The 24,042-nt window shown below is 71.7% G+C and carries 22 protein-coding genes; 11 read left to right on the top strand and 11 right to left on the bottom strand.

Translation table 11 applies throughout. The features are described from left to right. Positions 1-140 precede the first annotated feature (140 nt). Positions 141-1,130, top strand: coding sequence for a hypothetical protein (locus ACLJOK_RS17690; protein WP_410819902.1), 990 nt, complete (start codon positions 141-143; stop codon positions 1,128-1,130). Beyond that, positions 1,130-2,092 (top strand): hypothetical protein, encoded by a 963-nt coding sequence (locus ACLJOK_RS17685; RefSeq protein ID WP_410819901.1) that lies wholly within the window; start codon positions 1,130-1,132, stop codon positions 2,090-2,092. The genes ACLJOK_RS17690 and ACLJOK_RS17685 overlap by 1 nt, the downstream gene beginning before the upstream one ends. Before the next feature lie 5 nt (positions 2,093-2,097). Here ACLJOK_RS17685 and ACLJOK_RS17680 read toward each other — a convergent pair whose 3' ends face one another. From ACLJOK_RS17680 to ACLJOK_RS17670, 3 genes are read right to left on the bottom strand one after another with little or no spacing between them, the layout of a single operon-like run. Next, positions 2,098-2,949: a menaquinone biosynthetic enzyme MqnA/MqnD family protein gene (locus ACLJOK_RS17680; protein WP_410819900.1), complete on the bottom strand. Its 852-nt coding sequence runs from the start codon at positions 2,947-2,949 to the stop codon at positions 2,098-2,100. Beyond that, the gene (locus ACLJOK_RS17675) at positions 2,901-4,277 is read right to left on the bottom strand and encodes an MFS transporter (protein ID WP_410819899.1); all 1,377 of its coding nucleotides are present in this window, start codon (positions 4,275-4,277) and stop codon (positions 2,901-2,903) included. Before ACLJOK_RS17675 ends, ACLJOK_RS17680 begins: the two co-directional genes overlap by 49 nt. A gap of 42 nt (positions 4,278-4,319) precedes the next feature. Then, positions 4,320-4,904 (bottom strand): ArsR/SmtB family transcription factor, encoded by a 585-nt coding sequence (locus tag ACLJOK_RS17670; protein WP_410819898.1) that lies wholly within the window; start codon positions 4,902-4,904, stop codon positions 4,320-4,322. 416 nt (positions 4,905-5,320) lie between these two features. On the opposite strand from ACLJOK_RS17670, the gene ACLJOK_RS17665 reads away from it, so the two are divergent. Beyond that, positions 5,321-7,489 (top strand): HelD family protein, encoded by a 2,169-nt coding sequence (locus tag ACLJOK_RS17665; protein ID WP_410819897.1) that lies wholly within the window; start codon positions 5,321-5,323, stop codon positions 7,487-7,489. Here the strand turns inward: ACLJOK_RS17665 and ACLJOK_RS17660 are convergent. Next, positions 7,478-8,089 (bottom strand): hypothetical protein, encoded by a 612-nt coding sequence (locus ACLJOK_RS17660; protein WP_410819896.1) that lies wholly within the window; start codon positions 8,087-8,089, stop codon positions 7,478-7,480. The two genes, ACLJOK_RS17665 and ACLJOK_RS17660, sit on opposite strands and share 12 nt — an antisense overlap. Positions 8,090-8,254: 165 nt before the next feature. Between ACLJOK_RS17660 and ACLJOK_RS17655 the strand changes: the two genes are divergently transcribed. The 5 genes from ACLJOK_RS17655 (at position 8,255) to ACLJOK_RS17635 (ending at position 11,767) form a co-directional block, all read left to right on the top strand. After that, positions 8,255-8,899, top strand: a complete 645-nt coding sequence (locus ACLJOK_RS17655) for a transporter (RefSeq protein WP_410819895.1) — start codon at positions 8,255-8,257, stop codon at positions 8,897-8,899. Further along, positions 8,896-9,207 (top strand): transcriptional regulator, encoded by a 312-nt coding sequence (locus ACLJOK_RS17650; RefSeq protein WP_354945361.1) that lies wholly within the window; start codon positions 8,896-8,898, stop codon positions 9,205-9,207. The genes ACLJOK_RS17655 and ACLJOK_RS17650 overlap by 4 nt, the downstream gene beginning before the upstream one ends. Continuing rightward, positions 9,204-10,160 carry an ABC transporter ATP-binding protein gene (locus ACLJOK_RS17645; RefSeq protein WP_410819894.1) on the top strand — a complete coding sequence of 319 codons (957 nt, stop codon included), beginning with the start codon at positions 9,204-9,206 and terminating at the stop codon, positions 10,158-10,160. The genes ACLJOK_RS17650 and ACLJOK_RS17645 overlap by 4 nt, the downstream gene beginning before the upstream one ends. Before the next feature lie 10 nt (positions 10,161-10,170). Continuing rightward, a complete protein-coding gene (locus tag ACLJOK_RS17640; RefSeq protein WP_410819893.1) occupies positions 10,171-10,908 on the top strand; it encodes an ABC transporter permease in 738 nt (245 codons plus the stop codon). Between the two features lie 94 nt (positions 10,909-11,002). Beyond that, a complete protein-coding gene (locus ACLJOK_RS17635; protein ID WP_410819892.1) occupies positions 11,003-11,767 on the top strand; it encodes a VOC family protein in 765 nt (254 codons plus the stop codon). A gap of 17 nt (positions 11,768-11,784) precedes the next feature. Here ACLJOK_RS17635 and ACLJOK_RS17630 read toward each other — a convergent pair whose 3' ends face one another. The 4 genes from ACLJOK_RS17630 to ACLJOK_RS17615 all read right to left on the bottom strand — a co-directional run bounded on the left by ACLJOK_RS17630 (position 11,785) and on the right by ACLJOK_RS17615 (position 16,947). After that, positions 11,785-12,588, bottom strand: a complete 804-nt coding sequence (locus ACLJOK_RS17630) for an ABC transporter ATP-binding protein (RefSeq protein ID WP_410819891.1) — start codon at positions 12,586-12,588, stop codon at positions 11,785-11,787. Continuing rightward, a complete protein-coding gene (locus ACLJOK_RS17625; protein WP_410821524.1) occupies positions 12,585-13,646 on the bottom strand; it encodes a FecCD family ABC transporter permease in 1,062 nt (353 codons plus the stop codon). Before ACLJOK_RS17625 ends, ACLJOK_RS17630 begins: the two co-directional genes overlap by 4 nt. Positions 13,647-13,770: 124 nt before the next feature. Further along, positions 13,771-14,700: an ABC transporter substrate-binding protein gene (locus ACLJOK_RS17620; protein ID WP_410819890.1), complete on the bottom strand. Its 930-nt coding sequence runs from the start codon at positions 14,698-14,700 to the stop codon at positions 13,771-13,773. A 366-nt stretch (positions 14,701-15,066) separates the two neighbouring features. Beyond that, complete coding sequence (locus tag ACLJOK_RS17615; RefSeq protein ID WP_410819889.1) at positions 15,067-16,947, bottom strand: M14 family metallopeptidase; 1,881 nt, start codon at positions 16,945-16,947, stop codon at positions 15,067-15,069. A 210-nt stretch (positions 16,948-17,157) separates the two neighbouring features. On the opposite strand from ACLJOK_RS17615, the gene ACLJOK_RS17610 reads away from it, so the two are divergent. Continuing rightward, a complete protein-coding gene (locus tag ACLJOK_RS17610; RefSeq protein ID WP_410819888.1) occupies positions 17,158-18,492 on the top strand; it encodes a C39 family peptidase in 1,335 nt (444 codons plus the stop codon). Positions 18,493-18,570: 78 nt separating this feature from the next. Here the strand turns inward: ACLJOK_RS17610 and ACLJOK_RS17605 are convergent, their stop codons facing one another. From ACLJOK_RS17605 to mqnE, 3 genes are all read right to left on the bottom strand, one after another. Further along, positions 18,571-18,858, bottom strand: coding sequence for a DUF4229 domain-containing protein (locus tag ACLJOK_RS17605; RefSeq protein ID WP_410819887.1), 288 nt, complete (start codon positions 18,856-18,858; stop codon positions 18,571-18,573). Positions 18,859-18,931: 73 nt separating this feature from the next. Further along, on the bottom strand, positions 18,932-19,369 hold the full coding sequence (locus ACLJOK_RS17600; RefSeq protein WP_091395682.1) for a hypothetical protein: 438 nt from the start codon (positions 19,367-19,369) through the stop codon (positions 18,932-18,934). A gap of 23 nt (positions 19,370-19,392) precedes the next feature. Then, positions 19,393-20,562 carry an aminofutalosine synthase MqnE gene (mqnE, locus tag ACLJOK_RS17595; protein WP_124815231.1) on the bottom strand — a complete coding sequence of 390 codons (1,170 nt, stop codon included), beginning with the start codon at positions 20,560-20,562 and terminating at the stop codon, positions 19,393-19,395. A gap of 240 nt (positions 20,563-20,802) precedes the next feature. On the opposite strand from mqnE, the gene ACLJOK_RS17590 reads away from it, so the two are divergent. Both ACLJOK_RS17590 and ACLJOK_RS17585 read left to right on the top strand, forming a co-directional pair. Further along, on the top strand, positions 20,803-22,356 hold the full coding sequence (locus ACLJOK_RS17590; protein WP_410819886.1) for a C40 family peptidase: 1,554 nt from the start codon (positions 20,803-20,805) through the stop codon (positions 22,354-22,356). A 114-nt stretch (positions 22,357-22,470) separates the two neighbouring features. Further along, positions 22,471-23,961 (top strand): hypothetical protein, encoded by a 1,491-nt coding sequence (locus ACLJOK_RS17585; protein WP_410819885.1) that lies wholly within the window; start codon positions 22,471-22,473, stop codon positions 23,959-23,961. Positions 23,962-24,042: the final 81 nt, after the last annotated feature.

Below are 24,042 nucleotides of genomic sequence, written 5' to 3'. Positions count from 1 at the left end.
AGACTTCTGCCGGACAACCGATCGGCTGCCGACATCGACATCTCCACAGAGGCCACCTCCCCCGGCCTCGGCGATCGCACCCGATTCGTCCCGACGACAAGCCGGTCCCCCCGGCCCTGACACCTGGAGTTCACCCACTCATGCGATCTCGCGTGACCCTGGTGCTCGCCATCACGGCGGTCGTGCTCGGTGGCGTCCTACTGGTCCCCACCGCGTACGCCCGACTCGCCAGCGACGACAGCGGCGGAGGCGGCGGAGGCGGTACGTCGAGCGTCGCCGCTCCCGCGCCCACTCCACCGCCGCCGCCCACCCTGGCGGCCGGTCCTGTGTCGGTGAGCTTCCAGGGTGAGTTCTTCTCGTGGGCTCTGCTGGACCGGAAGACGGGCAAGATCTCCGGGTCGCCGAACATGACAGCGACCAGCTCCACCGAATCGATGATCAAGGCGTGGATCGTCTCCGACTACCTGCGGCAGCTCGGCGCCAAGGAGCCGTCAGCAGCGATGAAGGAGATGGCGCGACTCGCCATCGTCGACAGCAACGACGGGGCGGCCAACAAGGTCTACGCCGCCGCGGGTGGCTCCTACAAAGCCTCGACCAGCAGCATCCCCGACCCGGTGATCCAGCGGGCGATCAAGATCTGCGGGCTGACCGACACCAGGCGCGGCAACGTCAAGCCGTACACCGGCTTCTGGAGCTTCACCCGGATGTCCCCCCGCGACGCGGCCCGGGTCGGCGACTGCATCGCCGATGGTAAGGCCGCCGGTCAGAAGTGGACCAAGTGGGTGCTGGACCAGATGAGCAAGGTCAAGGGCACCACCGCGGCCAAGGACCAGCGGCCCTCGTCCGGCGGCGGCCGCTGGGGGATCATCGACGGCCTACCGAAGTCGATCACCGCTCAGGGCCCGGTCAGCATCAAGAACGGCTGGACCCCCATCTACGGCGACGGCGACTGGCACGTCAACTGCCTCGCCGTCACCAGCAAGTGGAGCCTCGCGGTGATGCTGCGCTACCCGATCAGGACCGGTCTGGACTACGGCGCGAAGGTCTGCGCCAGTGTGGCCACCCAACTGGTCACCCCGCAGCCGGGCGCCGCGCTCAAGGTGCCGCAGCAGCCGGTCGGAAAGCTCTGATGGCCGGTAACCGTCGGGTCGACCGGCGCAACGGCGGCGAGGCCTCCCCGGTTCGGCTGATCGCCGTCGCTGTCATCCTCATCGGGCTGGTCCTGGTGTCGCTGCGGCTGCTGCCCGGGTCGCCATTCGAGTCGTCCGCGGCGGCCAAGTGGGGTGACGGGGGCTCCAGCGCCAGCGACCGCCCCACCGGCTCCGGCACCGACCGCAGCGCCCGTCAGCCGTCCTCGCCGTCACCGAGCCCCAGCCCGTCGCTGGAGCCGCTGCCCTTCGTGGCCAAGGACCTCAAACTGGACATCGAGGGCTGGTACTCCTGGAGCGTCCTCGACCGCCGAACCGGAAAGATCATCGGTTCGAAGAACATGGGCGAGACCAGCACGACCGCCTCGATGATCAAGGCCTGGATCGTCGCTGACTACCTGCGTCGCGCGGCCGACGCCGGCCAGACCCCGAGCGACGCGAAGCTCGCCGACGCGACGCGGATCATCCGGGACAGCGACAACACCCGGGCCGAACAGTTCTACAACCAGGTCGACCGGGACGCCTCAATCAGGCGGCTGATCTCCATGTGCAAGCTGACCGACAGCAGCGTCGCCCCCGACGGCGGCTGGAGCCGGACTGCGCTCTCCCCCCGGGACACCGCCCGGATGGGCAACTGCATCGTCACCGGCACCGCCGCCGGGCCGAAGTGGACCAAGTGGCTGCTCAACGAGATGAAGCAGGTTCGCGGTGCCGGCGACTTCGGTATCCGCAAGGCCTTCCCGGCCAGCGAGCAGAAGACGATCGCCATCAAGAACGGGTGGATCGACCGGACCAAGGAGCAGGAGATGCACATCAACTGCCTGGCCATCGGTGACACCTGGACGATGGGCGTGATGGTCAAGTACCCGATCAACATGGGCTACGACTACGGCATGAAGAACTGCGAGAAGATCACCGAGGCGCTGCTCCGCCCCGGCACCTGAGCCGCTCAGCCGGCGAAGAACTCCGGGCCGCCGTCCGGCAGCGCCGGGGCCTCGCCGATGGCGGCGGCCCGCCGGGCCCACTCGCGCAGCCCGGCGACCTGCCGGTCGCCAAGGGAGAAGTCGAGGGTCCGGAAGTACGTGGCCAGCGTCTCCGCGTCGAAGGTCTCCCAGCGGGCCGCCGCCTCGGCGACCTGGTCCAGCTCCGCCAGGCAGAGGTCCCGCGAGCGCAGGAAGGCGTCGTGCACCTCCTTGACCAGGCCCGGGTGGGCGGCGGCGAAGTCGCGGCGGACCGCCCAGACGGCGAAGACCATCGGCAGCCCGGTCCACTCCCGCCACGCCTGCCCGAGGTCGGTGACAGTGAGGCCCTTCTGCGGTGCCTCGTAGTACGCCCGCAGCGCCACGTCACCGATCAGCACGGCGGCGTCGGCCTCCAGCAGCATCTGGGTCAGGTCCGGCGGGCAGCGGAAGTACTCGGGCCGCACGTTGTACTGCTCGGCGAGCAGCAACTGCGCCAGCATCACCCCGGTCCGCGAGGTCGAGCCGAGCGCCACCCGAGCGCCATCCAGCTCGGCGAGCGGCCGGGTGGAGACCATGTTGACCGAGAGCACCGGCCCGTCGCTGCCCACCGCCAGGTCCGGCAGGAGCAGCAGTTCGTCGGCGTGCTTCAGGTACTCCAACAGCGTGATCGGGCCGATGTCGAGGTCGCCGGCGACCAGCGCCGCGCTCAACCGTTCCGGCGAGTCCTTCTGCAGGTCGACGTCGAGCAGGGCCCCGGAGCGCATCAGACCCCAGTAGATCGGCAGGCAGTTCAGGAACTGGATGTGCCCGACCCGCGGGCGTGCGATGCGCTCAGCCATGGCCCGACCGTATCCCCGGCGCTTGGCTCCGACTCGGCGGGTCGGCCCGGAGTGGCCAAGCCCGCATGTGACGACAGTCGTACCGCGCGGGTCACGACCGGCACGAAGACCAGCACCACCAGCAGCCCGACCACACCGGCACCGGCGATCAGCGGCCGAGGCGGAACGACAGCGAGCAACGCCCCGCCGATCAGGAAGCCCGCCATCGAGCCACCCTGCACCGCCGCGCCGTAACTGGCGTACGCCCGGGCGCGCATCGCCTCCGGCACCCGCCGAGCGGTGAGCAGGTTGGCGAAGACGTTCTCGCCACCGTTGGCCGCACCACCAACCAGCCAGAGTGGCACCAACACACCTGCCGCCGGCACCGTCGCCGCCAGCAGCACCATCAGGCTGCACACGGCCAGAGTGGCCAGCACCCCACGTACCAACGCGCCGTCGTCGTCGAGCCGCCTGGCAAGTCGTACGGCGAGCCAGGTCCCCGGCAGCATGCCGGCCATCCACGCGGCACTGACCAGGCCGTACGTGGTCGCCGAGCCCCCCAACGTCTCGCGAATGAAGAAGACCTCGATCACGTTGATGCCGCCGATCGCCGCGATCACCACGGCGGTGCTCACCACCATGACGAGCATCAGCGGATCCCGGCGTAGCCGCCAGCCGATCTCCGTACCCCCAGGGGTTGGCACGCCGCCCGAGACGGCCGGGCTGCTCGCGGCGGGCGCCTGACTGGCGGCGGCCTGGCTGGCGGCGGGCCGCCGGCCGCCGCGTCGGGTCCGCAGCAGCAGGCCCGCGACCACGAGCGCCAGGTAGGTCGCGGCGTCGAGGAGCAGCGGTACGCGGGTGCCGAACTGCCCGACCAACAGGCCGGCCAGCACCGGGCCGCCGAGCGCACCGAGCGAGACGGCGGTCTGACTGATCGCGCTGGCCCGCGGCAGATCGGCCGGGCGGACCATCTTCGGCAGCAGCGCGGCGAGGCAGGGTTGAGTCACCGCGAGCCCGCAGGCCAGCAGGGTGACGAGCCCGATCACCAGGACCGGTTGCTCGACGACGGCGAGCAACGCGCAGATTGCGGCCTGCCCGAACCCGACGGTCACCAGCAGGGTACGACTGTCCGTCCGGTCGGCGAGTCGGCCCGCGAGTGGGGCGAGCACCACCAGGGGCAGGGTGGCGGCCAGCAGCAGCCCCGACACGGCCAGCCCGCCGGCACCGGCACCCTGAAGCGCCAGCGCCAGCGCTGTCGCGGCGAGGAAGTCGCCGCAGATCGTGGTGCCCCGAGCAGCGGCGGCGAGCCAGACGTCCGACCAGCGCGATTCATCAGTCGTGAAGGACATACTTCGAAAATAATACTTCACAACTGATTCATGCAAGTCTGGCTATGCCAACGGCACCGTCCGGTACTGCACAGCGACAGTGCGCGCCCCCGGCGGTGGATCACCTTGCCGCCGCCGCGGGTGATACGGCCGGAGCAGCGCCAGCACCGCCTCGTTCAACTCGGCCAACTCCTCGGCGGTGAGCAGCAACAGGGTGTCGGTGAACAGGGCCTTGTCGTACCACTCGGCCGGCTCGTCCCCGGCGCGCCGCAACCAGTCCCGGGTCCGCTCCATGGCCCGGACCGCATGGGCTTCCACCAGCGCCTGCTCGGCCGCACGCGCCTCAGGCCCGGCATCATGACCCGCCTCGACCAGCACGCTCACACTTGGCACGCGCCACAGCCGCTCACGCGCGTCCCCCCGGCTCGGCGCCTGCTCGACCAGGCCGAACTTCGCCAGCGCGCGCAGGTGGTAACTGGTTGCGCTCGGCGACAGCCCGACGATCTCGGCACACTCGGTGGCGGTCCCACCGCTCGTGCGACTGTTCAGGTACTCCATGATCGCGATCCGGGCCGGATGGGCCATCGCCCGCATCACATGGGGGTCGCTGATCGTCATCCGGCGTGAATCGGAGCGGGCCTCGGTCATAGGCCCATGATCCCGGCACGCCCCCCAACCTGCCATCACCCCCGGCGTCCCGCTCGGACCACCGCGCGTCGACCTGGCCCCACCCAGCGGCGCGGCGTGGCGCGGTTTCCCGGAAAGCGGGGCGTCCCGCCGGCCCAGACACCGCGACTTCTTGAAAGCCGAGTCGATCAACAACTCCCACGGCTGTCGCCGGGCGGGGCGTGATCGCCCATGGACACCCGACCGGGCAACACGCCGTCTCGGATGGGTGGTCGCGTCGGTAATTCGCTGGATGCGGCGGGTTGGGGAGCGTAGGGTTGCAGGCCGCTTGACGGCCAAGGTGAGCTGCACCGGAACGGACGTCTTCGCGCCGGGCGGGCGGCCATCCGCCCCCGGACACGCGAGCGCGCAGCAGATGTGAACGATGGGACGTCAGCATGCCCGCACTTGACCTCGACACCGACCTCGACGCGGACCTGGCCGCCGAACGCGCACACCTCACCACCTCGCGGGCAGCGCTCGGTCGGATGCGGGAGCGAGCCGAGTCTCTCTTCGCCACCGGTGACCAGGTGGCCGGCGACGCGTACGCGGCCGAGACGCTCGGCCGCACCCTGGCCCGCCGGGTCGCCGAACTGGCCGACGACCCGACCACTCCGCTCTTCTTCGGCCGCCTCGACTTCGCCGGCGCCCCGAACACCAGCGCCACCGACGGCGGCACCGCGGACAACGGCACCACCGACAGCGGCACCACGAGCGACAGGCACACAGCCAGCAGGCCCACGAACGACCCGGCAGCAGCCGACGGCAGCGGTGATCATTACGGGCGGCGGTATCACGTGGGGCGGCGGCATGTCACCGATGAGCGTGGCGAGCCGTTGGTGCTGGACTGGCGGGCACCGGTCTCCCGCTCGTTCTACCGGGCCAGTGTGCGGGATCCGCAGGGAGTGGCGGTTCGGCGGCGGTTCGGGTTCAGCAATGGTGTGCTGACCAGCTTCGAGGATGAGCGGCTGGATCGGGGCGAAGAGCTCGGTACGACCAGTCGGATCCTCACCGCCGAGATCGAGCGTCCGCGCGTCGGGCCGATGCGGGACATCGTCGCCACGATTCAGCCGGAGCAGGACGAGCTGGTCCGTGCTGACCTCGCCGACTCGATCTGTGTGCAGGGCGCGCCGGGTACGGGGAAGACGGCGGTGGGTCTGCATCGGGCCGCGTACCTGCTCTACCTGCATCGGGAGCGGTTGCGGCGGGCGGGTGTGCTGATCGTTGGGCCGAACCGGGCGTTCCTGTCGTACATCGCGGCGGTGCTGCCGGCGCTCGGTGAGGTCGAGGTCGAGCAGGCCACGGTGGAAGAGTTGATCTCCCGGGTGGCGGTCCGGGCGGTCGAGGCGCCGGCGGTGGCCGCGCTCAAACACGACGTACGGATGGCGAGCGTGTTGCGGTGCGCGGTGCAGGCGCAGATCGGCACCCCGACCGAGTCGATCACCGTGTCGGACGGTTCGTTCCGCTGGCGCATCGGGGTGGAGCCGTTGCACCGGATCGTCGAGGAGACCCGCCGGGAGGGGCTGCCGTACGGCACGGGTCGGGAACGTGTCCAGGCGCGGGTGGTGAGTCTGCTGCAACGGCAGGCCGAGGCGCGGCGTGCGGAGTCGCCCAGCGATGCCTGGCTGCGTCGGATGAGCCGCTGCCGGCCGGTGCTCGACCTCCTGGACGCGGTCTGGCCGGCGCTCACCCCGGAAGGACTCGTGCACGGCCTCTTCTCCGATCCGGACCGGCTCGCCGCCGCGGCGGACGGGCTGCTCAGCGACGCCGAGCAGGCGCAGCTCGTCTGGGCCAAGCCGGCCCGTACGCCGAAGGCCACCCGCTGGACCGCCGCCGACGCGGTGCTGATCGACGAGGCGACCGGGCTGCTGGAACGGCTCTCCGGGTTCGGGCACGTGGTGGTGGACGAGGCGCAGGATCTCTCCCCGATGCAGTGTCGGGCCATCGCCCGGCGCAGCGAGCACGGCTCGGTCACGCTCCTCGGTGACCTCGCCCAGGGCACAGCGCCGTGGGCGGCGACGGACTGGAAGGAGTCCCTCGCCCACCTGGGCAAGCCAGACGCGGTGGTGGTCCCGTTGACTGTCGGTTTCCGGGTGCCCGCCGCAGTCGTCGCATTCGCGAACCTGCTGCTCCCGGCGCTCGCTGTGGACGTACCGCCGGCCGAGTCGCTGCGCCACGACGGCGGCCTGGACGTGCGTACGGTGACCGACCTGACCTCGGCGACGGTGGCCGAGGTGCGCGCGGCGCTCGCCCACGACGGCTCGGTCGGTGTGATCGCCGCGGACGACGCGGTCGACGGCCTGCGCACGGCGCTGGCCGAGGCCGGTGTCCAGACCGCGACCGCCGACGACGTGGCGGCCGCGGAGCGGGTCACGGTGGTGCCGGCGACGCTGGTCAAGGGCCTTGAGTACGACCATGTGGTGGTGGTCGAGCCGGCCGCGATCGTCGCGGCCGAGCCGCGCGGGCTGCACCGGTTGTACGTGGTGCTCACCCGGGCGGTGTCCCGGCTGGCGGTGCTGCACGTTGCGCCGCTGCCCGCCCCGCTCGTCGGCGGGTCAGCCGGCTGACAGGGCCGCCGCGACCTCCCGCAGCGGGCGGCTGGAGTCGGCGAGCGGCACGTGGAACGACAGCCACGACCCGTCGGCGAAGTCGAGCCGGAGCCGCTTCCAGTTCAACCGGTACCTGCCGACCCGGGCGGCGACTGTCGTTCGCGGCACGGACCCGAGCAGTTCGATGTCGGCCTGCGCCAGTTCGTCCGCCGCCGAACTGGAGAGCAGCCCGACGGGTGCTGTCGCGCCGAGCAGCAGCCGCTGGTCGGTGACCCCGAGCACGAGGTTCCGGAGGCCGGGGCCCTTCGCCGCCGCGCTCAGGGCATGGTGCAGCACGGATGCCGGGGAATCCGGTTCGCCTCGACCTCCGACACCGAAGAAGAGCCAGTCGACGGCGTTGTCCGCCCGACCGAAGGTGATGTTCGGTGACAGCACGTTGAGCAGGACACCCAGGAAGCCCGGCCCACCAGTGGCGGGTGGGGCCGACGGCTGCGGGGGCGGTGCCGGCGTCAGCCCTCCGCCCGCTCGGACCTGGGCCACCGCGCGTACCTGCTCCCCGGCCGCCAGCAGCCGGGTGATCCCCTCGACGTACCGTGCCCGGCTCTCGTCGACCGTCATCAGCGCCCCTCGTGGTCGGCGGGCAAGGAGCCTCCTCTGTGGCCGATTTGGCGGATCGGCCGCCACGACTGACCACCATAGGCACCGCTCGCCGCGATCGGGGGCCTGCCGCAGCCGGTGATGACGGGGTCACCCACCTCGACTTTGTGCCGTAAAGTAGTTTGCGTGGACCCCGACGATGATTCACCACCCACCGACGCCGCAGCGGCGCTCCGGCTGATCCAGGACCAACGGTCGGCGACGGCACGCCGGCTCGATCCCGACGCCCGCCTGCTCTACTGGCCGTGGGGTGTCGCCTGGCTGGTCGGGTTCGGGCTGTTCTTCCTGCGGTTCCCCCCGGGTGACCGGGCGCTGGTCCACCTGCCGAGCTGGCTGCCGCTGACCGTCCTCTTCGTCCTGCTCGCGGCTGCCGGAGCGACCCAGGCAGTGGTGAGCACGCGGGCCTACGGCCAGGTGATCGGCGACTCCGCCCGGCGTGGGAAGTGGTACGGCTACGCCTGGGCCCTCGGTTCGGTGAGCGTCTACGCGGGGCTCGGCCGGATCTCCGAGCACCTGCCGCACGACCTGGCGGCGCTGCTGTGGTCGGCGACCGCCGTCGGGTTGACCGGCGCGCTGCACATGGCCGGCGGGGCGGTCTGGCTGGATCGGGACCTGTTCCGGCTGGGCGTCTGGGTCAGCGTGATCAACCTGATCGGCGCGATCGCCGGGCCGGGCTGGCACTCGCTCGTCGTGGCGGTGGCCGGCGGCGGCGGGATCCTGGTGGTCGGCACGCTCGCCCGGCGCCGGCAGCGACAGCGACAGCAGCCGTGACCGAACTGGATCCGGTCATCCACGCGCAGGCCCGGCTGCGGGTGGTCGCCAGCCTCTCGGCTCTCAACGTCGGCGACAAGATCGCGTTCCCTCGCCTGCAGGAGCTGCTCGCGATGACCGCCGGCAACCTCTCGGTGCACCTGCGCAAGCTCGAGGACGCCGGCTACGTGGAGATCAGCAAGACCCATCGTGGACGCACCCCGGCGACCCTGGTCGGGCTCAGCCGGCGAGGCCGGCTCGCGTTCGAGGAGTACACCGAAGCCATCCGCGCCCTGCTCGACCCCACCCCGTCGAAGGAGCAGTCATGACCCTCGCCCGCGCCGACCAGGCCAGCCGCCGGTACGGCGACGTCCTCGCCCTCGACCGCGTCGACCTGGAAGTCCGGGCCGGTGAGCTGGTCGGCCTGCTCGGGCCGAACGGCGCCGGCAAGAGCACCCTGATGAACCTGCTGGTGGGCCTGCGCCGCCCCAGCTCCGGGCGGGTCGAGCTGTTCGGCCGCGATCCCCGCGACCCGGCGAGCCGGCGGCAGATCGGGGTCACCCCGCAGGAGACCGGCCTGCCCGGCACTCTGCGCGTCGGCGAGGTCGTCGACTTCGTCTCCGCGCACTACCCCGACCCGGTGCCCCGGGCGGAACTGCTCGACCGCTTCGGTCTCGCCGACCTCGTCCGACGGCAGACAGGTGGGCTCTCCGGCGGGCAGCGCCGCCGGTTGGCGGTGGCGTTGGCGTTCGTCGGCCGGCCCCGGTTGGTGCTGCTCGACGAGCCGACCACGGGCCTGGACGTGGCCGCCCGGCACACGCTGTGGGAGGCGATCCGGGCATTCCACGAGGACGGCGGCACCGTGCTGTTGAGCAGCCACTACCTGGAGGAGGTGGAGGCGCTCGCCCACCGGGTGGTGGTCATCGGGCAGGGCCGGGTGCTCGCCGACGACACAGTGGACGCGGTGCGCGGCATCGTGGGCGTACGCCGGGTCAGCCTGGTCGCCGACAACCTGCCCGACCTGCCCGGTGTGGTTCGCACCGAACGGGTCGACGGTCGGCTGCACCTGCTCACCACCGACGCCGACGAGCTGGTCCGAGCGCTGGTCATGGCCCAGACCCCGTTCACCGACCTGGAGGTGCGGCCGACCTCGCTGGAGGAGGCGTTCCTCGCCATCACCAGCGGAGAAGCGCCCACCGGCGACACAGCCAGCGGGGACACGCCCGCCGGCACCGGCCGACCCACCACCGCCGCTGCCGGCGGCCTACCAACCACCGTCTGAGGAGGCCACCGTGCAGCTCGCCCTGGTCCACGCCCGCTACCAACTCCTGGAGATCATCCGGATTCCGGTGGCCGTCTTCGGCAGCGCCTTCTTCCCCGCCGCCGCCATGATCTTCTTCGTGGTGCCCTTCGCGGGTGACGATCCGGTCGGCGCCACCTACGCCACCGCGTCGATGGTCACCTTCTCGGTGATGAGCGCCAACATCTTCCAGTACGGCGTCGGTGTCGCCGAGGACCGCGACCAGCCCTGGAACCCGTACACCCGGACCCTGCCGGCCGGGCCGGCCCCGCGTTTCGCCGGCCGGGTGCTGGCCGGCCTGGCGCTGACCTACCTCTCGCTGATCCCGGTGGTGGTGATCGGCGCGACGCTGACCGCGGCTGAGGTCACCCCGGCGGCGTTCCTGCTGGCCCTCGGCACCGTGGCCGTCATCTCGGTGCCGTTCACGCTGATGGGGCTCGCCATCGGCTACTCGCTGCCGAGCAAGGCGGCGATCGTGGTGGCACAGGTGCTCTTCCTGCCGCTGGCCTTCGGCGGCGGCCTGCTCTCCGCGCCGGGTGACGCGCCCGGGTTCATCGAGACGATCGCGCCGTACCTGCCCACGCGGGGCGCTGCCGAACTGATGTGGGCGGCGGCGGCCGACTACGACGTGGAGCCGCTGGCAGTGATCATGCTCGGTGTCTGGGTGGTGCTGCTCGCCGCGCTCGCCGGCTGGGCGTACCGGCGGGACGAGGGTCGCCGGTTCAGCTGACGATTCGTCCGTTTCCGCCCCGGGCCGCAGCGGGACGGTGCCAGGATTCCGGCAGGGGGCCGCCGTGGCCGCCCGGGCCGAGAGGGGTCTTGACGTGAGCACCGTCCCGCCGGGTACGCCCTGCTGGGCCGACCTGGCCACCCCGGACCTGACCGACGCGCGGCGCTTCTACCCGGAGCTGTTCGGGTGGACCGGCCAGGTCACCCCGGAGACCGAGGCCGGCGGCTACACGGTCTTCCTGCTCGACGGTAAGCCGGTGGCCGGCGCCGGCCCGCCCGCCATCCCGGACCAGGTCCCGATCTGGTCGACGTACCTCGCCACCGACGACGCCGAACTGGTCGCCGGCCGGGTCGAACGGGCCGGCGGGCAGGTCGTCGTACCACCGTTCGAGGTCTTCGACAGGGGTTGGATGGCGGTCTTCGCCGACCCGGCCGGCGCCACCTTCAGCGTCTGGCAGCCGCTGGCCATGGCCGGTGCCGAGGTGTTCAACGTGCCGGGCGCGATGAGCTGGAACGAGCTGGTCACCCCCGATCCCGAGGGCGCGAAGGTCTTCTACGAGCTGGTGTTCGGCTGGCAGCCCGACGACCAGGCGATCGGCGCGATGACGTACACCGGGTGGCGGCTCGGGACGCAGATCGTCGCCGGGATGATGCCGCCGCTGGCCGACGACTTCCCGGCCGATCTGCCCGCGTACTGGACTGTTTACTTCGCGGTGCCCGACGCGGACGCCGCCGCGGCCCGCGCCGCCGAGCTGGGCGGAACGATCCTGGTCCCGCCCCGCGACATCCCGGCGGGCCGCTTCGCCGCCCTGCGCGACCCCCAGGGCGCCCTCTTCTCCGTCATCGACCTGGGCCCCTGACCCAGCGCCTAAGTGCTTCAGGGGCGGGCGGGGCGGACGGGCACCACCAGGGGGCCGTGGACGCCGGGGACCACCCGGACGCTGGCCCGGTAGTGGGTGGCGAGCAGCTCCTCGGTCAGCACCTCGGGCGGGGTCCCGGCGGCCACCACCTGACCGGCGGCGAGCATCACCATCCGGTCGGCGTACTCACCGGCCAGGGAGAGGTCGTGCATCGTGGCCAGGACGGTCAGGCCGTGCTCACGGCGTAGCTGGTCGACGACTTCGAGCACGTCCTGCTGGTGGCCGATGTCGAGCGCGCTGGTCGGCTCGTCGAGCAGCAGCAGCGTCGCGCCCTGGGCGAGCGCGCGGGCGAGGAACACCCGCTGCCGTTCGCCGCCGGAGAGGGTGGCCAGTTCACGACGGTGGAAGCCGGCTAGGTCCAACCGCCCCAGCACCTCGTGCACGGCGTCGACGTCGGCTGTCGACTCCCGGCCCAGGGTCGGGATGTACGGGGTGCGGCCGAGCAGCACGTAGTCCAGCACCGACATGCCGGGCGGCACCACCGGGGACTGCGCCACAGTGGCCACTATCCGGGCGCGGTCCCGACGGCGCAGCGCGGCACTCGGCGTACCGAAGAGAGTGATCGCCTTCGGCGCGGGCAGCAGGCCGCCGACGGCGCGCAACAGTGTGGATTTGCCGGCGCCGTTCGGGCCGATCACTGTGACCCACTCGCCGACGGCGACGGTGAGGTCGACGCCGGTCAGGATCGGCGTGCCACCGAGGGCGACGTGCAGCCCACGCACCTCGACGGCCGGCGTGCCGGCGGCGGGTTCGCGGCTCACGTGAGCACTCGCCGGGCGGTCCGCAGCACGAGGACGAAGAACGGGCCGCCCAGCAGGGCGGTCACCACTCCGATCGGCAGCTCGGACGGGGCGGCGACGGTGCGGGCCACCACATCGGTGAGCGCCAGGAACGCGCCGCCGAACAGCAGTGACATCGGCAGGATCACCCGGTAGCTGGACCCGGCGAGCAGCCGGACGGTGTGCGGCACGATGATGCCAACGAAGCCGATCAGCCCGGTCGCGGAGACCGCCGCGGCGGTGCCCAGCGAGGCGGCGGCGATCAACAGGTAGCGGGTGCGCTGCGGGTGCAGGCCCAGACTTCTCGCCTCGTCGTCGCCGACCGCGAGGACGTCCAGTTCGCGGCGGTGCAGCAGCACCACGACAGTGGTCAGCGCGGCGTACGGCAGCACCAGCAGTACGTCGTGCCAACCGGCGGTGGCCAGCCGGCCGAGCAGCCAGGAGTAGACCGGCTGGATGCTGTCGGCGTGTCGTTGCAGGAGGTACGTCTGCCCGGCGGAGAGGAATGCGGAGACCGCCACCCCGGCCAGGATCAGCATCGCCGGTGACCCGCGTCGGCCACCGGCCGCGCCCAGCACGTAGGTCATCGTGACGGCGAGCAGCGAACCGGCGAACGCGGCCAGCGGAATGGTCATCGGCAAACCGGAGAGCGTGCCCTGCCGGCCGGCGCCGCCGAGGGCGATCGCCGCGGTGACCGCGAGGCCGGCGCCGGCGGCCACACCGAGCAGGTACGGGTCGGCCAACGGGTTACGGAACACGCCCTGGTAGCAACCGCCGGCGAGGGCGAGCAGACCGCCGACGAGCAGGCCCAGCACCACCCGGGGCAGGCGCAGCTCGGTGACGATCGCGATCTCACGCTCGGTCAGCCCGCTGTCGAGGTGCACCCCGGGGAACAGGTTGAGCAGCTCGGCGGCGACGCTGCCCGGGGGCAGGCTCACCGGGCCGAGCGACACCCCGACGACGAGCGCGACGAGCACCGCGATCAGACCCGTGACCAACCACCGCAGGCGCAGCCCGGCGGGCCGGGCCCCGGACGGCAGCCCGGCGGGCCGGGCCGGGGAACGTGGCTCGGCCCGCGGGGAGGACGACGGCGGCGTCTCGGCCGGCCGACCGGTTGGTGCCGGATCGGACACCTGTCGCGGCCCGGTCACCGACGGACGACGGTCACGCGGGCACCTTGGCGACCGCGTCGATGATGACCCGGAGCAGGTCCACGACCCGCGGGCCCCAGCGGGAGGCGATGTCATCGTCGAGGGCGACGACCTGGTTGTTCTTCACAGCGGTGAGGCCGGCCCAGCCACTGCGTGCCTTGACCGTGTCGGCGCTCTGCTGGCAGCACTTGGCATCGGCCAGGAAGACGAAGTCCGGGTCGGCCTTGACGATGAACTCCTGGGACAGCTGCGGGTAGCCGAAGTTCTTACCGTCCGCGTCGGCAGGGTCGGCGATGTTGGTGAGGCCGGCCTGGCTGTAGAGCGAGCCGATGAAGGTCTTGCTGGTGGCGCTGTACAGCTCCGGGCCCAGCTCGTGGAAGTAGGTGAGCTTCTCGGCGCGCTGCGGCAGGTCCTTGACCAGCTTGGCGATGTCGTCCTTCATCCGGGTGGCGACGTCGGTGGCCTGGTCGGCGTGCCCGGTCAGCGTGCCCAGCTCGGTGATCTGCCGGTACGAGTCGTCGAGCGTGACCGCCGCCGGGGTCTGGTACACCGGAATCTTCAGCTTGCCGAGCTGCTCGACGATCTTGTTGCGGTCGTCGGAGAGCACCACGAGGTCAGGGTTCTTGCCGGCGATCGCCTCGGCGTTCGGCTGGAAGGCAGAGAGGTCGGTCTTGGGCACGTCGGCCGGGTAGTTCGACTGGTCGTCGACGGCGGTCACCTGCGGGCCGGCACCGATCGCGAAGAGCATCTCGGTGGCGGTGGGCGACAGCACGACGATCTTCTCGGGGCGCTTGTCGAGGGTGAGCGCGCCGACGGTGACCGGGTAGGCGGCGGCAGCGGTGCCGGCGCTCGGCTTGTCGTCGGCCTTCTCGGCGCAGGCGCCGAGGGCGAGCGCGGTGACCGCGAGGGTCGCCGCGAAGAGCCGAGGGGTGTGTCTGAACATGGGGGCCTCCTGTCGGTCGAGGAGTGTGGTGCTTCGCCGACAGGGACTTCCGTACGCCCGCCCACGAGGCGCCCTTCCTCGAGAGCGCGTTTCGCGACCGATCCGTAGGCGACCTGGCTCGTCCCCACCGAGCGGTGGGGCATCACAGTTGCGGGACAGCGCCGGGATGAGCACCGGCTTCGCTGCGGACTGGTCGCTAAGACGGTAGCGCACCGCCACGACGTGCCGGATCGATCAAGGGCCGGTCGGCAGCCGTCGATACCGCAGACACCGGCACCGCGCGGGGCGGGGAGGCATATGTCCGGGATCCTGGGGTTTCCGAGCGGGTGGTGGGGCCCCGCCGGGGCGGGACGGGGCCCCACCCGATCAGGAGGACGTGATGGTGACGTTGTCCACAGCCGCCTCTACCAGGCTGGCCCCGGACGCGTCCGCCGCCTCGACGAGCACGCGGACCGACTGGCCGGCGTACGGGGTGAGGTTGAGGTTGGCGACCGCCCAACTCCCGTTGCGGTTGCTGGCCGCGCCGGCCTGGGTGAGCAGCGCCGTGGTGCCGCCGTTGTGCACGACGCTCACCCGCAGGTAGTCAGCCGACGAGGCGTTCGAACCGTGCGCCAGGTACCAGGCGAGCGAGAGGGTCAGCGTGCCGGACGACGGCAGGGTCACCGCCGGGGACCGGGCGCTGGTCACGCCGCCGTCGACGTCGTAGTCACCGGCGGCCGAACCGGCGAGCCGGCCGGTGACCAGGTCGTTGGACCCGGCGTACGGGGTGAGCTGCTTGGCTCCGGAGGACGTGGTCGCCTGGGCGGTGCCGCGCTCGAACGCGCCGAGGGTGGCGGTGTCGGTGCCGCCCGGGTTGATGGTCCAGCCGGTGGCGGTCTCGAAGGTGTCCGACCAGACAGTGGTGCCGCCACCGCCGCCGCAGTACTGCGCCTGCTTGCCGATGGCCCGGTACGGGCAGTCGGCGTACTCGCTGAGGATCAGCACCGCCTCCCGGTTGCGCGAGGTCTGCGCCGGGATCACCTCGTCGGGCGGGTAGAAGCCGCCGCCGCCGGACGAGCCCGGGTACATCTCGAAGGTGTACGCCCAGATGTTGTGGGTGGCCCACATCCAGTCGAGGCTGTCTCCGTCGGTGATGTAGAGGTCGCTGGACTGTTCCGGTGTGTAGCCGTTGGTGGCCGCCATCTGCTGACCGATGGTGGCGAAGGTGTTGTACTGGTCCGCGTTCATCCCGGTCGCGGTGTTCGCCGTGGTGTAGCCGTACGGCCAGAGCACCAGTTGCGAGTACGTGTGGAAGTCGATGTTGGCCTTGATCTGCTGCACGCCGCCGACCACCCGGCCGTTGACGAAGTTGCGCAGCGCCTGCGTCTCGGGCGCGGAGAACGCCGACGGCCCCCGGTAGGTCTCCGACGAGGTGGTGCCGGACGAGCCGCCACAGCATCCCCAGTTGTAGGACCAGTTGCGGTTCAGGTCGGTGCCGACGTTGGACGAGCCGCTGTTGGGCTGCCGGTTCTTGCGCCAGGACCGGTACGACCCGGTGGCGATGTCGTACTCGCTGCCGTCCGGGTTGACCGTCGGCACGATCCAGAGCTCCCGGCCGTTGACGATGTTGGTGATCCGGGAGTCGCTGCCGTAGCTGTCGGTGAAGAGGTTGAGCAGGTAGATCGCCATCTCGACGGTCAGGTGCTCACGGGCGTGCTGCTGGGAGTTGAACAGGATCTCCGGCTCGTTCTCGTCGGTGCCGACGTTGTCGGAGATCTTCACCGCCATCAGGTCGCGGCCCTCGTACGACGAACCGATGCTGATCTTGCGGGCGATCGCCGGATGGTCGGCGACGACCTGGTTCACGACGGCGGTCAGTTCCGCGTAGTCGTGGTAGTTCGAGTCGGCCGGCGGGAAGGCCTGCGTGCCGAAGTCGCCGGCGCCGCGCTCGGCGTTGGGTGGCGGGGCGAGCGGTTCCAGCCGGAAGCCGAGCTTGCCGATCGCGGCGGCCTCGTCCGCGGTGGCCGAGATGTGCAGCACGCCGTGTTCGGAGTAGTCGATGGCGGCTCCGGTGCGGGCCACCGCGTTGCGGTCGGCGAGGGTCCGGGGCCCGAGCACCCGGTAGCCGGCGGCGGCGGCCGGCTCGGCGGTGCGGTCCGGTGCCGGTCGGGCGGCGACCGGGCCGGCGGCGACGGTGACGATGCCCAGCCCGGTGACGACAGCGAGCACCAGGACACGGCGGAGGGGGATGGGCGTGCGGAGGGCCATGGACTACCTCCTCGATGGGCGGGAGATCCCGCTCGGTGAAGGACACTTCACCACCTGTCACATGGTCATATCAATATTGATCGCTGCGTTATGCATCCCAGGCGGATCATCATGGCGGCAATGATTTTCCACCTATCAACGTCTGGCGAAACTTCCCTCCAAACGGAAAACTGACCAGCGACGATGCCCCCTCGACACCGCGGAGCACCCATGGCCAGATCCCGCCTGCGCGCGGCCGCCCTCGCCGGCGTCACCACGCTCACACTGCTCACCAGCGCCACACCCGCGCTGGCAGCCCACCCGCCCGCCGCCCACGACGAGCAGATCACCTACCAGGACTGGTCCGGGCCCGCCGACTGGCACCGGGGCAGCCGGGCCGGCACCCGCGTCGTGCCCGGCGCGCGAGCGGGCGTCACCCTGGCCCGCCCGGCCGGCACCATCGAGTACGCGGACCCGCACACCGGCGCCACCCGCACCTGGGAGTACGGCACCTGGACCTCACCGGTGACCCGGGTCGGGTTCGACGCCACCGAGCTGATCGCCTCCTGGAACGCGGAGACCCCCGCCGGCACCTGGATCCAGGTGGAGATGCAGGGCAGCTACACCAGCGGCGACCAGACCCCGTGGTACGTCCTGGGTCGCTGGGCGTCCGGCGACACCGACATCAAGCGGACCAGCGTCAACCGGCAGGGCGACCCCTGGTCGACGATCTGGACCGACACGTTCAGCATCGACGATGCCGCCGCCGGGGTGCTGCTGCGGTCGTACCAGCTCAAGCTGACCCTCTACCGCGCACCCGGGCAGAGCGCTGCCCCGGTGGTCCGGATGTTGGGCGCGATGAGTTCCACAGTGCCGGACCGGTTCACAGTGACCCCGAGCGCCGGGCACATCGCCTGGGGCCGGGAACTGCCGGTGCCGCGCTACTCGCAGAACGTGCACTCCGGGCACTACCCCGAGTACGACGGCGGCGGCGAGGCGTGGTGCTCACCCACCTCGACGGAGATGGTTGTCGAGTACTGGGGGCGCAAGCCGTCGGCGGCCGACACCTCGTGGGTGGACCCGACCTACCCCGACCCGTCGGTCAACCACGCCGCCCGGATGACCTACGACTACGCGTACGACGGCGCGGGCAACTGGCCGTTCAACACCGCGTACGCGGCCAGCTTCCCCGGGCTGGAGGGCCGAGTGACCCGGCTGCACTCGCTGGACGAGCTGGAGCGTTTCATCGCCGCCGGCATCCCCGTCGTGACCAGCCAGTCCTTCCTCGCCAGCGAGCTGGACGGGGCGAACTACGGCACCTCCGGGCACCTCTTCGTGGTGGTCGGCTTCACCGCCGACGGCGACGTGATCGTCAACGACCCGGCCTCGTCCAGCAACGACGTGGTGCGCAACGTCTACAAGCGTGCGCAGTTCGAGCAGATCTGGCTGCGGACCAAGCGCACCAACGCCAGCGGTGGCGTCTCCGGCGGCTCCGGCGGCATCGCGTACCTGATCAAGCCCACCACAAAGCCCTGGCCCAAGGTCCCCGGCTCCACCAACTGGTAACCCCAACCCCCGCTTGAGCACGTGTTGATCAAGAGGTTTGCGTCACCGGAAGCCGTCCTGCTGACGCAAACTTCTTGATCAACGCTGGGAGTCGGGGGCCTGGGTGGGATCGGTGGGGGTTTGGTCTTCGCCGGCCAGGGCGGAGCGGAGGCGTTCCTTCTCCGTGCGGCGGCGCTCGGCTGCCTCGGCGATCTCAGCGGCCATCTCGTCCCGCCAGCCACGCAGCAGGAAGAAGGAGAGCGCGGCGGAGAACACCAACGCCAGCATCAGCTTCAGGAACACGTTCATGTCGACCAGCCAGAGGCCGGCCAGCACGGCGACGAACAGCCCGATCCGGCCCAGCGTGTACTTGAGCGCGGCGCTCACCTGCACCACTCCGTTCTCTCCGTCGCCCGCCACTGCCGGCGGAAGGGTCGAGCCGCCCGACGGGCGGTCGTGCTCAGCCGGTCCGGCGGGCCAGCCAGCGGACACCCGGGAACCAGAGGGCCGCGTACGCCACTGTGAACGCCCCCGCCGCCAACGCGCCGGAGAGCAGCGGCGGCAACCCCGCGCCCAGACCGGCGATCAGCAGCCCGGCGAACACCCCGACGGCAGCGGCGACCACCGCCGCCACCACCCGGGCCGCGCCGAACTCCCAGGCCCGGAAGTCGTCCCAGAACAGCCAGGCCGGCAGGATCACCGCCAGCCACCCGTTCGTGTGCCCGAAGTCGCCGGCGCCGATCGAGGCGAACGCCCAGTCGAACAGCACCAACGCGAGCACGCCGATGACCAGGCCGGCAAGGCACACACCGAGCAGATCGCCCAGGGTACGGATGCGGCCCTCGGCGTCCCGGCGGGGAAACCCGCTCTGCTGCTCAGGTCCTCGTTGCTCGGTCATCGACTGCGAGGGTACGTGGTGGCTCAGGCCCAGACCTGCTGCGGCTCGGCGCGCCGCTCGGCCAGCGACGGGGCCTTGTCGTACTCCCGGACCACGTTGTAGCGGGTGTCCCGCTCGACGGGCTGGAAGCCGGCGTCCCAGATCAGGTGCAGCAGGTCGTCCCGGTGCATGGTGTTCGGGGTGCCGTACGAGTCGGCGTCGTGGGTGATCTTGTATTCGACGACGGAACCGTCCAGGTCGTCCACGCCGAAGTTCAGCGAGAGCTGAGCCACCGACAGCCCGTGCATCACCCAGAAGTTCTTCAGGTGCGGCACGTTGTCGAAGAGCAGCCGGGAGACGGCGAACGTCTTCAGCGACTCGGCCGGCGAGGCCATGGTGGTGCGCGCCTGGATCCGGTTACGGATCTTGCCGTCCGCCGAGTCGACGAAGTCGTGCTGGTAGCGCAGCGGGATGAAGACCGCGAAGCCGCCGGTCTCGTCCTGCAACTCGCGCAGCCGCAGCACGTGGTCGACGCGGTGCCGGGGCTCCTCGATATGGCCGTACAGCATCGTCGCCGGGGTCTTCATGCCCTTGCTGTGTGCCAAGGCGTGAATGCGCGACCAGTCCTCCCAGTGGCAGGCGTGGTCGACGATGTGCTGCCGGACCTCCCAGTCGAAGATCTCCGCGCCACCACCGGTCAGCGACTCCAGGCCGGCGTCCATCAGCTCGTCGAGGATCTCGTCGGCGCTCAGGCCGCTGATCTTCTCGAACCACTGCACCTCGGTCGCCGTGAAGCACTTGAGCTTGACGTTCGGCAGCGCCGCCTTCAGCTCGCGCAGCACCTTCGGGTAGTAACGCCAGGGCAGCGTCGGATGCAGGCCGTTGACGATGTGCAACTCGGTGAGCTGCTCGTCCTCCATCTCCTTGGCCTTGCGGACCGCCTCGTCGATGCGCATCGTGTACGCGTCCTTCTCGCCCGGCTTGCGCTGGAACGAGCAGTACGCACACGACGCCGAACAGACGTTTGTCAGGTTGAGGTGCCGGTTGACGTTGAACATCACCCGGTCGCCGTTCAGCTCGGTGCGCTTGTGGTGCGCCAGCCGCCCCAGCCAGGTCAGGTCGTCGCTCTCGTAGAGGGCGACCCCGTCCTCCCGGGTCAGCCGCTCACCGGCGTACACCTTCGCTTCGAGCTCACGCTTGAGTCCGGCGTCCATGGCACGTCCCTTCCACCTGCGGTCCGGATCGAGCGTACGTCGCGGCGCCGACGGGCCCGGCGGCACGGTCGCCGGCAGCGACCCACTTCACCAGACTCTCAGCCTCCCGTAACCCGGCAACGCATCGACATGAGTGGCGAGGTGCGGTAGTAACAAGGTGGGGCGGAACACACACACTGGTACCGTCCCGGCGGTCGCGCCCACCGAGCGCGGCGACGAGTGGGTTGGACGGGGAGCGGCATGGTCTACAGCGGGCGCGGGCGACGGCAGCGACGACGGAGCCCGGTGATCTCGCCGGTCCTGCGTCCGAAGCTCTGGGCCGCCCTGCTCGGCGCGATCGCCGCGGCCGTGCTCGCCACCCCCGCGTACGCGGAGCCCGGCGTGCCGACCACGGTGCCGGACACCGGCTCGCGCCCGGCGGTCACCGGCTCGTTTCAGCTGCCCGGCGGCGCACCGGTCGCCGGCGTGCCCGCCCCGCCGCTGGTCAACGTCGGCAACGGCCCGCTGGCCATCGCGATCTCCACCGGCGAGACTCAGGTCGGCGTGCTCGGCGAGGCGTTGCTGGTGAGCCGGCAGAAACGCGTCGACGCGCAGGCGCAGCTCGACGCGGCCGGCAAGGCGCTGGCGACAGCGCAGGACGCCCTGCTCCGGGCCCAGCAGACCGCCGACACCGCCGCCGCCGAGGCCGTCAAGGAAGCCGCCGCGCTGCCGCCGGGCGACTTCGCCGAGGACATCCGTGGGCTCAGCCGCCTCCAGGCGATCACCCGTGGCGAGAAGGTCGACGGCGGCACCACAGGGGTGGCCGGGGAGCTGTCCCGGGCCCGCGCCGGCGAGCAGGCCGCGTACCAGAAGCACGCCGAGGCCAAGGTTCTGCTCACCACCGCCGAGACGGAGTTCACCACCGGTGAGACGGCGCTCCGCACCGCCGAGGCGAGCCTGCTCAAGCTGCGCCGGGACAACGCCGCCGCTCTGATCGCTATCGAACGTCAGCAGGAGGCCACCGAGCAGCAGATCGGCGCCGGCTACGTCTCCAACCAGAGCATCAGCGGCATGGCCGCGCACCCCCGGGCACTGGCCGCGGTCCGGTACGCGCTCGCCCAGCTCGGCGACCCGTACAAGTGGTCCGAGGAGGGGCCGAACCAGTTCGACTGCTCCGGCCTGATGTGGGCGGCGTACCGGTCCCCCGGCGCCGACTACTTCGACCTGCCCCGGGTTTCCCGCGACCAGTACGCCGCCACCCGGGGCCGTACCGTCCCGCAGAGCGCGCTGCTCCCCGGCGACCTGCTCTTCTTCGCCTCGGGCAGCAGCTGGACGACGATCCACCACGTCGGCATGTACATCGGCAACGGCAAGATGGTGCAGGCGCCCACCACTGGGGACGTCGTCAAGATCTCGGTCGTCCGCTGGTCCCGGCTGTACGCGGCCACCCGGGTGATCGGCGCGGTGCCGGCACCGGTCGTGACCAACCCGACCCCGCCCGTCTCGACCCCGAAGCCGACGCCCACCCCGTCGCCCACGAAGACCACCAAGCCGACGCCGTCGCCGACCAAGACCACCACGCCGACGCCGACTTCCACGCCGACGCCGACGCCGACTCTGACGACCACCCCGACGCCCACCCCGACCGGCAGCACCACGCCGACGCCGTCGAAGACCCCGAGCAACACTCCGACGACACTGCCCTCGGCACCCACCAACGCGCCGACCAGCGCGTCTCCGACGACCACGCCGAAGGCCAGCGCGAGCGTGACGGGCAGCGGCAGCGCGACGGGCAGCCCCAGCGCCACGGGCTGATCCGCCACGACCGGCTCCGGCTGTCCGCTCGGGAAGATCTGTGGCACCGTGACAACCAGGCACATCCGGCTCGACGTCACGGGTCCGGGTGCGAGCATGGCGCGGAGGGCGGAAATGGCCGAGCAGAGAGATCCGGCGGAGACTGTCGACCCTGTGGTCGACCAGGCCGGCCCACCAGGGCCGGGCACCGCCGACCCGGTGGCCGCCAGCGACGCCAGCCCGGCTGCCACCGGCTCGACAGGCAGCGACACCAGCTCGGCGGACGCCGGCTCCGCTGACAGCGACGCCGCACCGGCCGTCAGCGCCACGGCCGGCAGTGGCACGGCAGCGGTCGTCGCGGGCTCCTCGTCCGACCCCGATGACGACGTACCCGCCGGCGACGACGAGCGCCAGAGCGCGGCCGCCGCACCGGTACGCGCACGCGCCAGTGTCGTGACCGCCGGCGCCCTCCGCAGTGACCTGCCGGCCAGCGCTCCGGTCACAGCGACCACCTACCGTGCGACCGGCTCGGCCAGCCCGGCCGACGTGTCGTTGCCGGGGCAGCGGAGCGACTCCCCCGCGTCGGCCCGGGCCAGCGCCACGGTTCCGAGCAGCAGCCGGGGCACTGCCAGCGCCCTGGGCACCCCGGACCGTCGCGAGAGCGCGCCCGGCGTCTACCGAGCCACGCCGGTGGGTGCCGAGCCGGCCCAGCCTCCGACGCCGTCGACTCCGGAACCGGAGCCGGAACCCACGCCGCCCGGCCCGGGGCCGACCCAGCCGTCGCCACCGGAACCGGAGCCCGCGCCGGCCCCGGGTCCGTACCCGCCCGGCCCGGTGCCGACGCCGGGTCCTCGACCCACGCCGCCGCCCGGTCCGGTTCCGCCCGTTCCGGGCCCGCCCATCCCACCGCCCTCGCCGGTGCCACCCATCCCCGGCCCGCCGACGCCGCCCGTCCCGAGCCCGCCGCTGCCGCCACCCGGTCCGCCGGTGCCGGCACCACCGGCCCCGCCCGGCCCGATGCCGGCACCGCCGTTTCCGCCGCCGCCGGCGATGATCGACACGCCCGGCGTACGGGCCAGCGCTCCGGTCTCCGCACCGCCGGCCGGGTGGCCGTCCACCGGTGGGGCGACCCGCCCGCCGTCCGGTGCCGGATGGGCCGGGGCACCCGCCCCCGCGCCGCCGGTGGTGCCCGCACCAGCGCTGCCGAGCTGGCCACCGTCCACCGCCGGGGCCCCTTCCTCGACCAGCAACAGCACCGGAAACTCCCGCGTGACGGCGCAGCCGAGCGGCCCACCGGCTCGTTCCGCCGGACGGGACGCGGCCGGTGCCCGTGGTGGGCGGCACGACAGTCGCACCGACCTGGCCGGCACCGTCTACGGCAACGGCGAGGGGGCCGGCTTCACCACTGTCGCGATACCCGCCAACGCGGTGGAGACCTCCGGCTCGTTGACCGGGCACATCCTGGCCCAGGGTTGGTCCGACACGCCGGCCGAGCGGTCCAGTAACGCCCGGGTGATGATCGTCCTGGCCGCCGCTCTGGGGCTGCTGGTGGCGATCAGTGTCATGGTCGTCCTGCTGGCCGGCGACGCCCTGGACGGCCTGGTGGGCAGCGTGCTCAACGGGTGAGCCAGCGAGCGCCGGCGATGGTGAGTCCGCCCACTACGGTCGGTCAACCGGCTGGCGGCTTCGCCAGACCGCCGTACACTG

The sequence above is a fragment of the Micromonospora sp. 050-3 genome, from assembly GCF_046549335.1.
In the GTDB taxonomy this organism is placed as follows: Bacteria; Actinomycetota; Actinomycetes; order Mycobacteriales; family Micromonosporaceae; genus Micromonospora; species Micromonospora trifolii.
The sequence above is the reverse complement of the archived record's forward strand: the minus strand, read 5'-3'. Positions and strand labels throughout refer to the sequence as shown.

Coding starts and splice junctions, on each gene's coding strand:
- ACLJOK_RS17690 (WP_410819902.1), top strand. CDS start 141: ATGCGATCTCGCGTGACCCTGGTGCTCGCCATCACGGCGGTCGTGCTC.
- ACLJOK_RS17685 (WP_410819901.1), top strand. CDS start 1,130: ATGGCCGGTAACCGTCGGGTCGACCGGCGCAACGGCGGCGAGGCCTCC.
- ACLJOK_RS17680 (WP_410819900.1), bottom strand. CDS start 2,949: ATGGCTGAGCGCATCGCACGCCCGCGGGTCGGGCACATCCAGTTCCTG.
- ACLJOK_RS17675 (WP_410819899.1), bottom strand. CDS start 4,277: ATGTCCTTCACGACTGATGAATCGCGCTGGTCGGACGTCTGGCTCGCC.
- ACLJOK_RS17670 (WP_410819898.1), bottom strand. CDS start 4,904: ATGACCGAGGCCCGCTCCGATTCACGCCGGATGACGATCAGCGACCCC.
- ACLJOK_RS17665 (WP_410819897.1), top strand. CDS start 5,321: ATGCCCGCACTTGACCTCGACACCGACCTCGACGCGGACCTGGCCGCC.
- ACLJOK_RS17660 (WP_410819896.1), bottom strand. CDS start 8,089: ATGACGGTCGACGAGAGCCGGGCACGGTACGTCGAGGGGATCACCCGG.
- ACLJOK_RS17645 (WP_410819894.1), top strand. CDS start 9,204: ATGACCCTCGCCCGCGCCGACCAGGCCAGCCGCCGGTACGGCGACGTC.
- ACLJOK_RS17620 (WP_410819890.1), bottom strand. CDS start 14,700: ATGTTCAGACACACCCCTCGGCTCTTCGCGGCGACCCTCGCGGTCACC.
- ACLJOK_RS17615 (WP_410819889.1), bottom strand. CDS start 16,947: ATGGCCCTCCGCACGCCCATCCCCCTCCGCCGTGTCCTGGTGCTCGCT.
- ACLJOK_RS17610 (WP_410819888.1), top strand. CDS start 17,158: ATGGCCAGATCCCGCCTGCGCGCGGCCGCCCTCGCCGGCGTCACCACG.
- ACLJOK_RS17600 (WP_091395682.1), bottom strand. CDS start 19,369: ATGACCGAGCAACGAGGACCTGAGCAGCAGAGCGGGTTTCCCCGCCGG.
- mqnE (WP_124815231.1), bottom strand. CDS start 20,562: ATGGACGCCGGACTCAAGCGTGAGCTCGAAGCGAAGGTGTACGCCGGT.
- ACLJOK_RS17590 (WP_410819886.1), top strand. CDS start 20,803: ATGGTCTACAGCGGGCGCGGGCGACGGCAGCGACGACGGAGCCCGGTG.
- ACLJOK_RS17585 (WP_410819885.1), top strand. CDS start 22,471: ATGGCCGAGCAGAGAGATCCGGCGGAGACTGTCGACCCTGTGGTCGAC.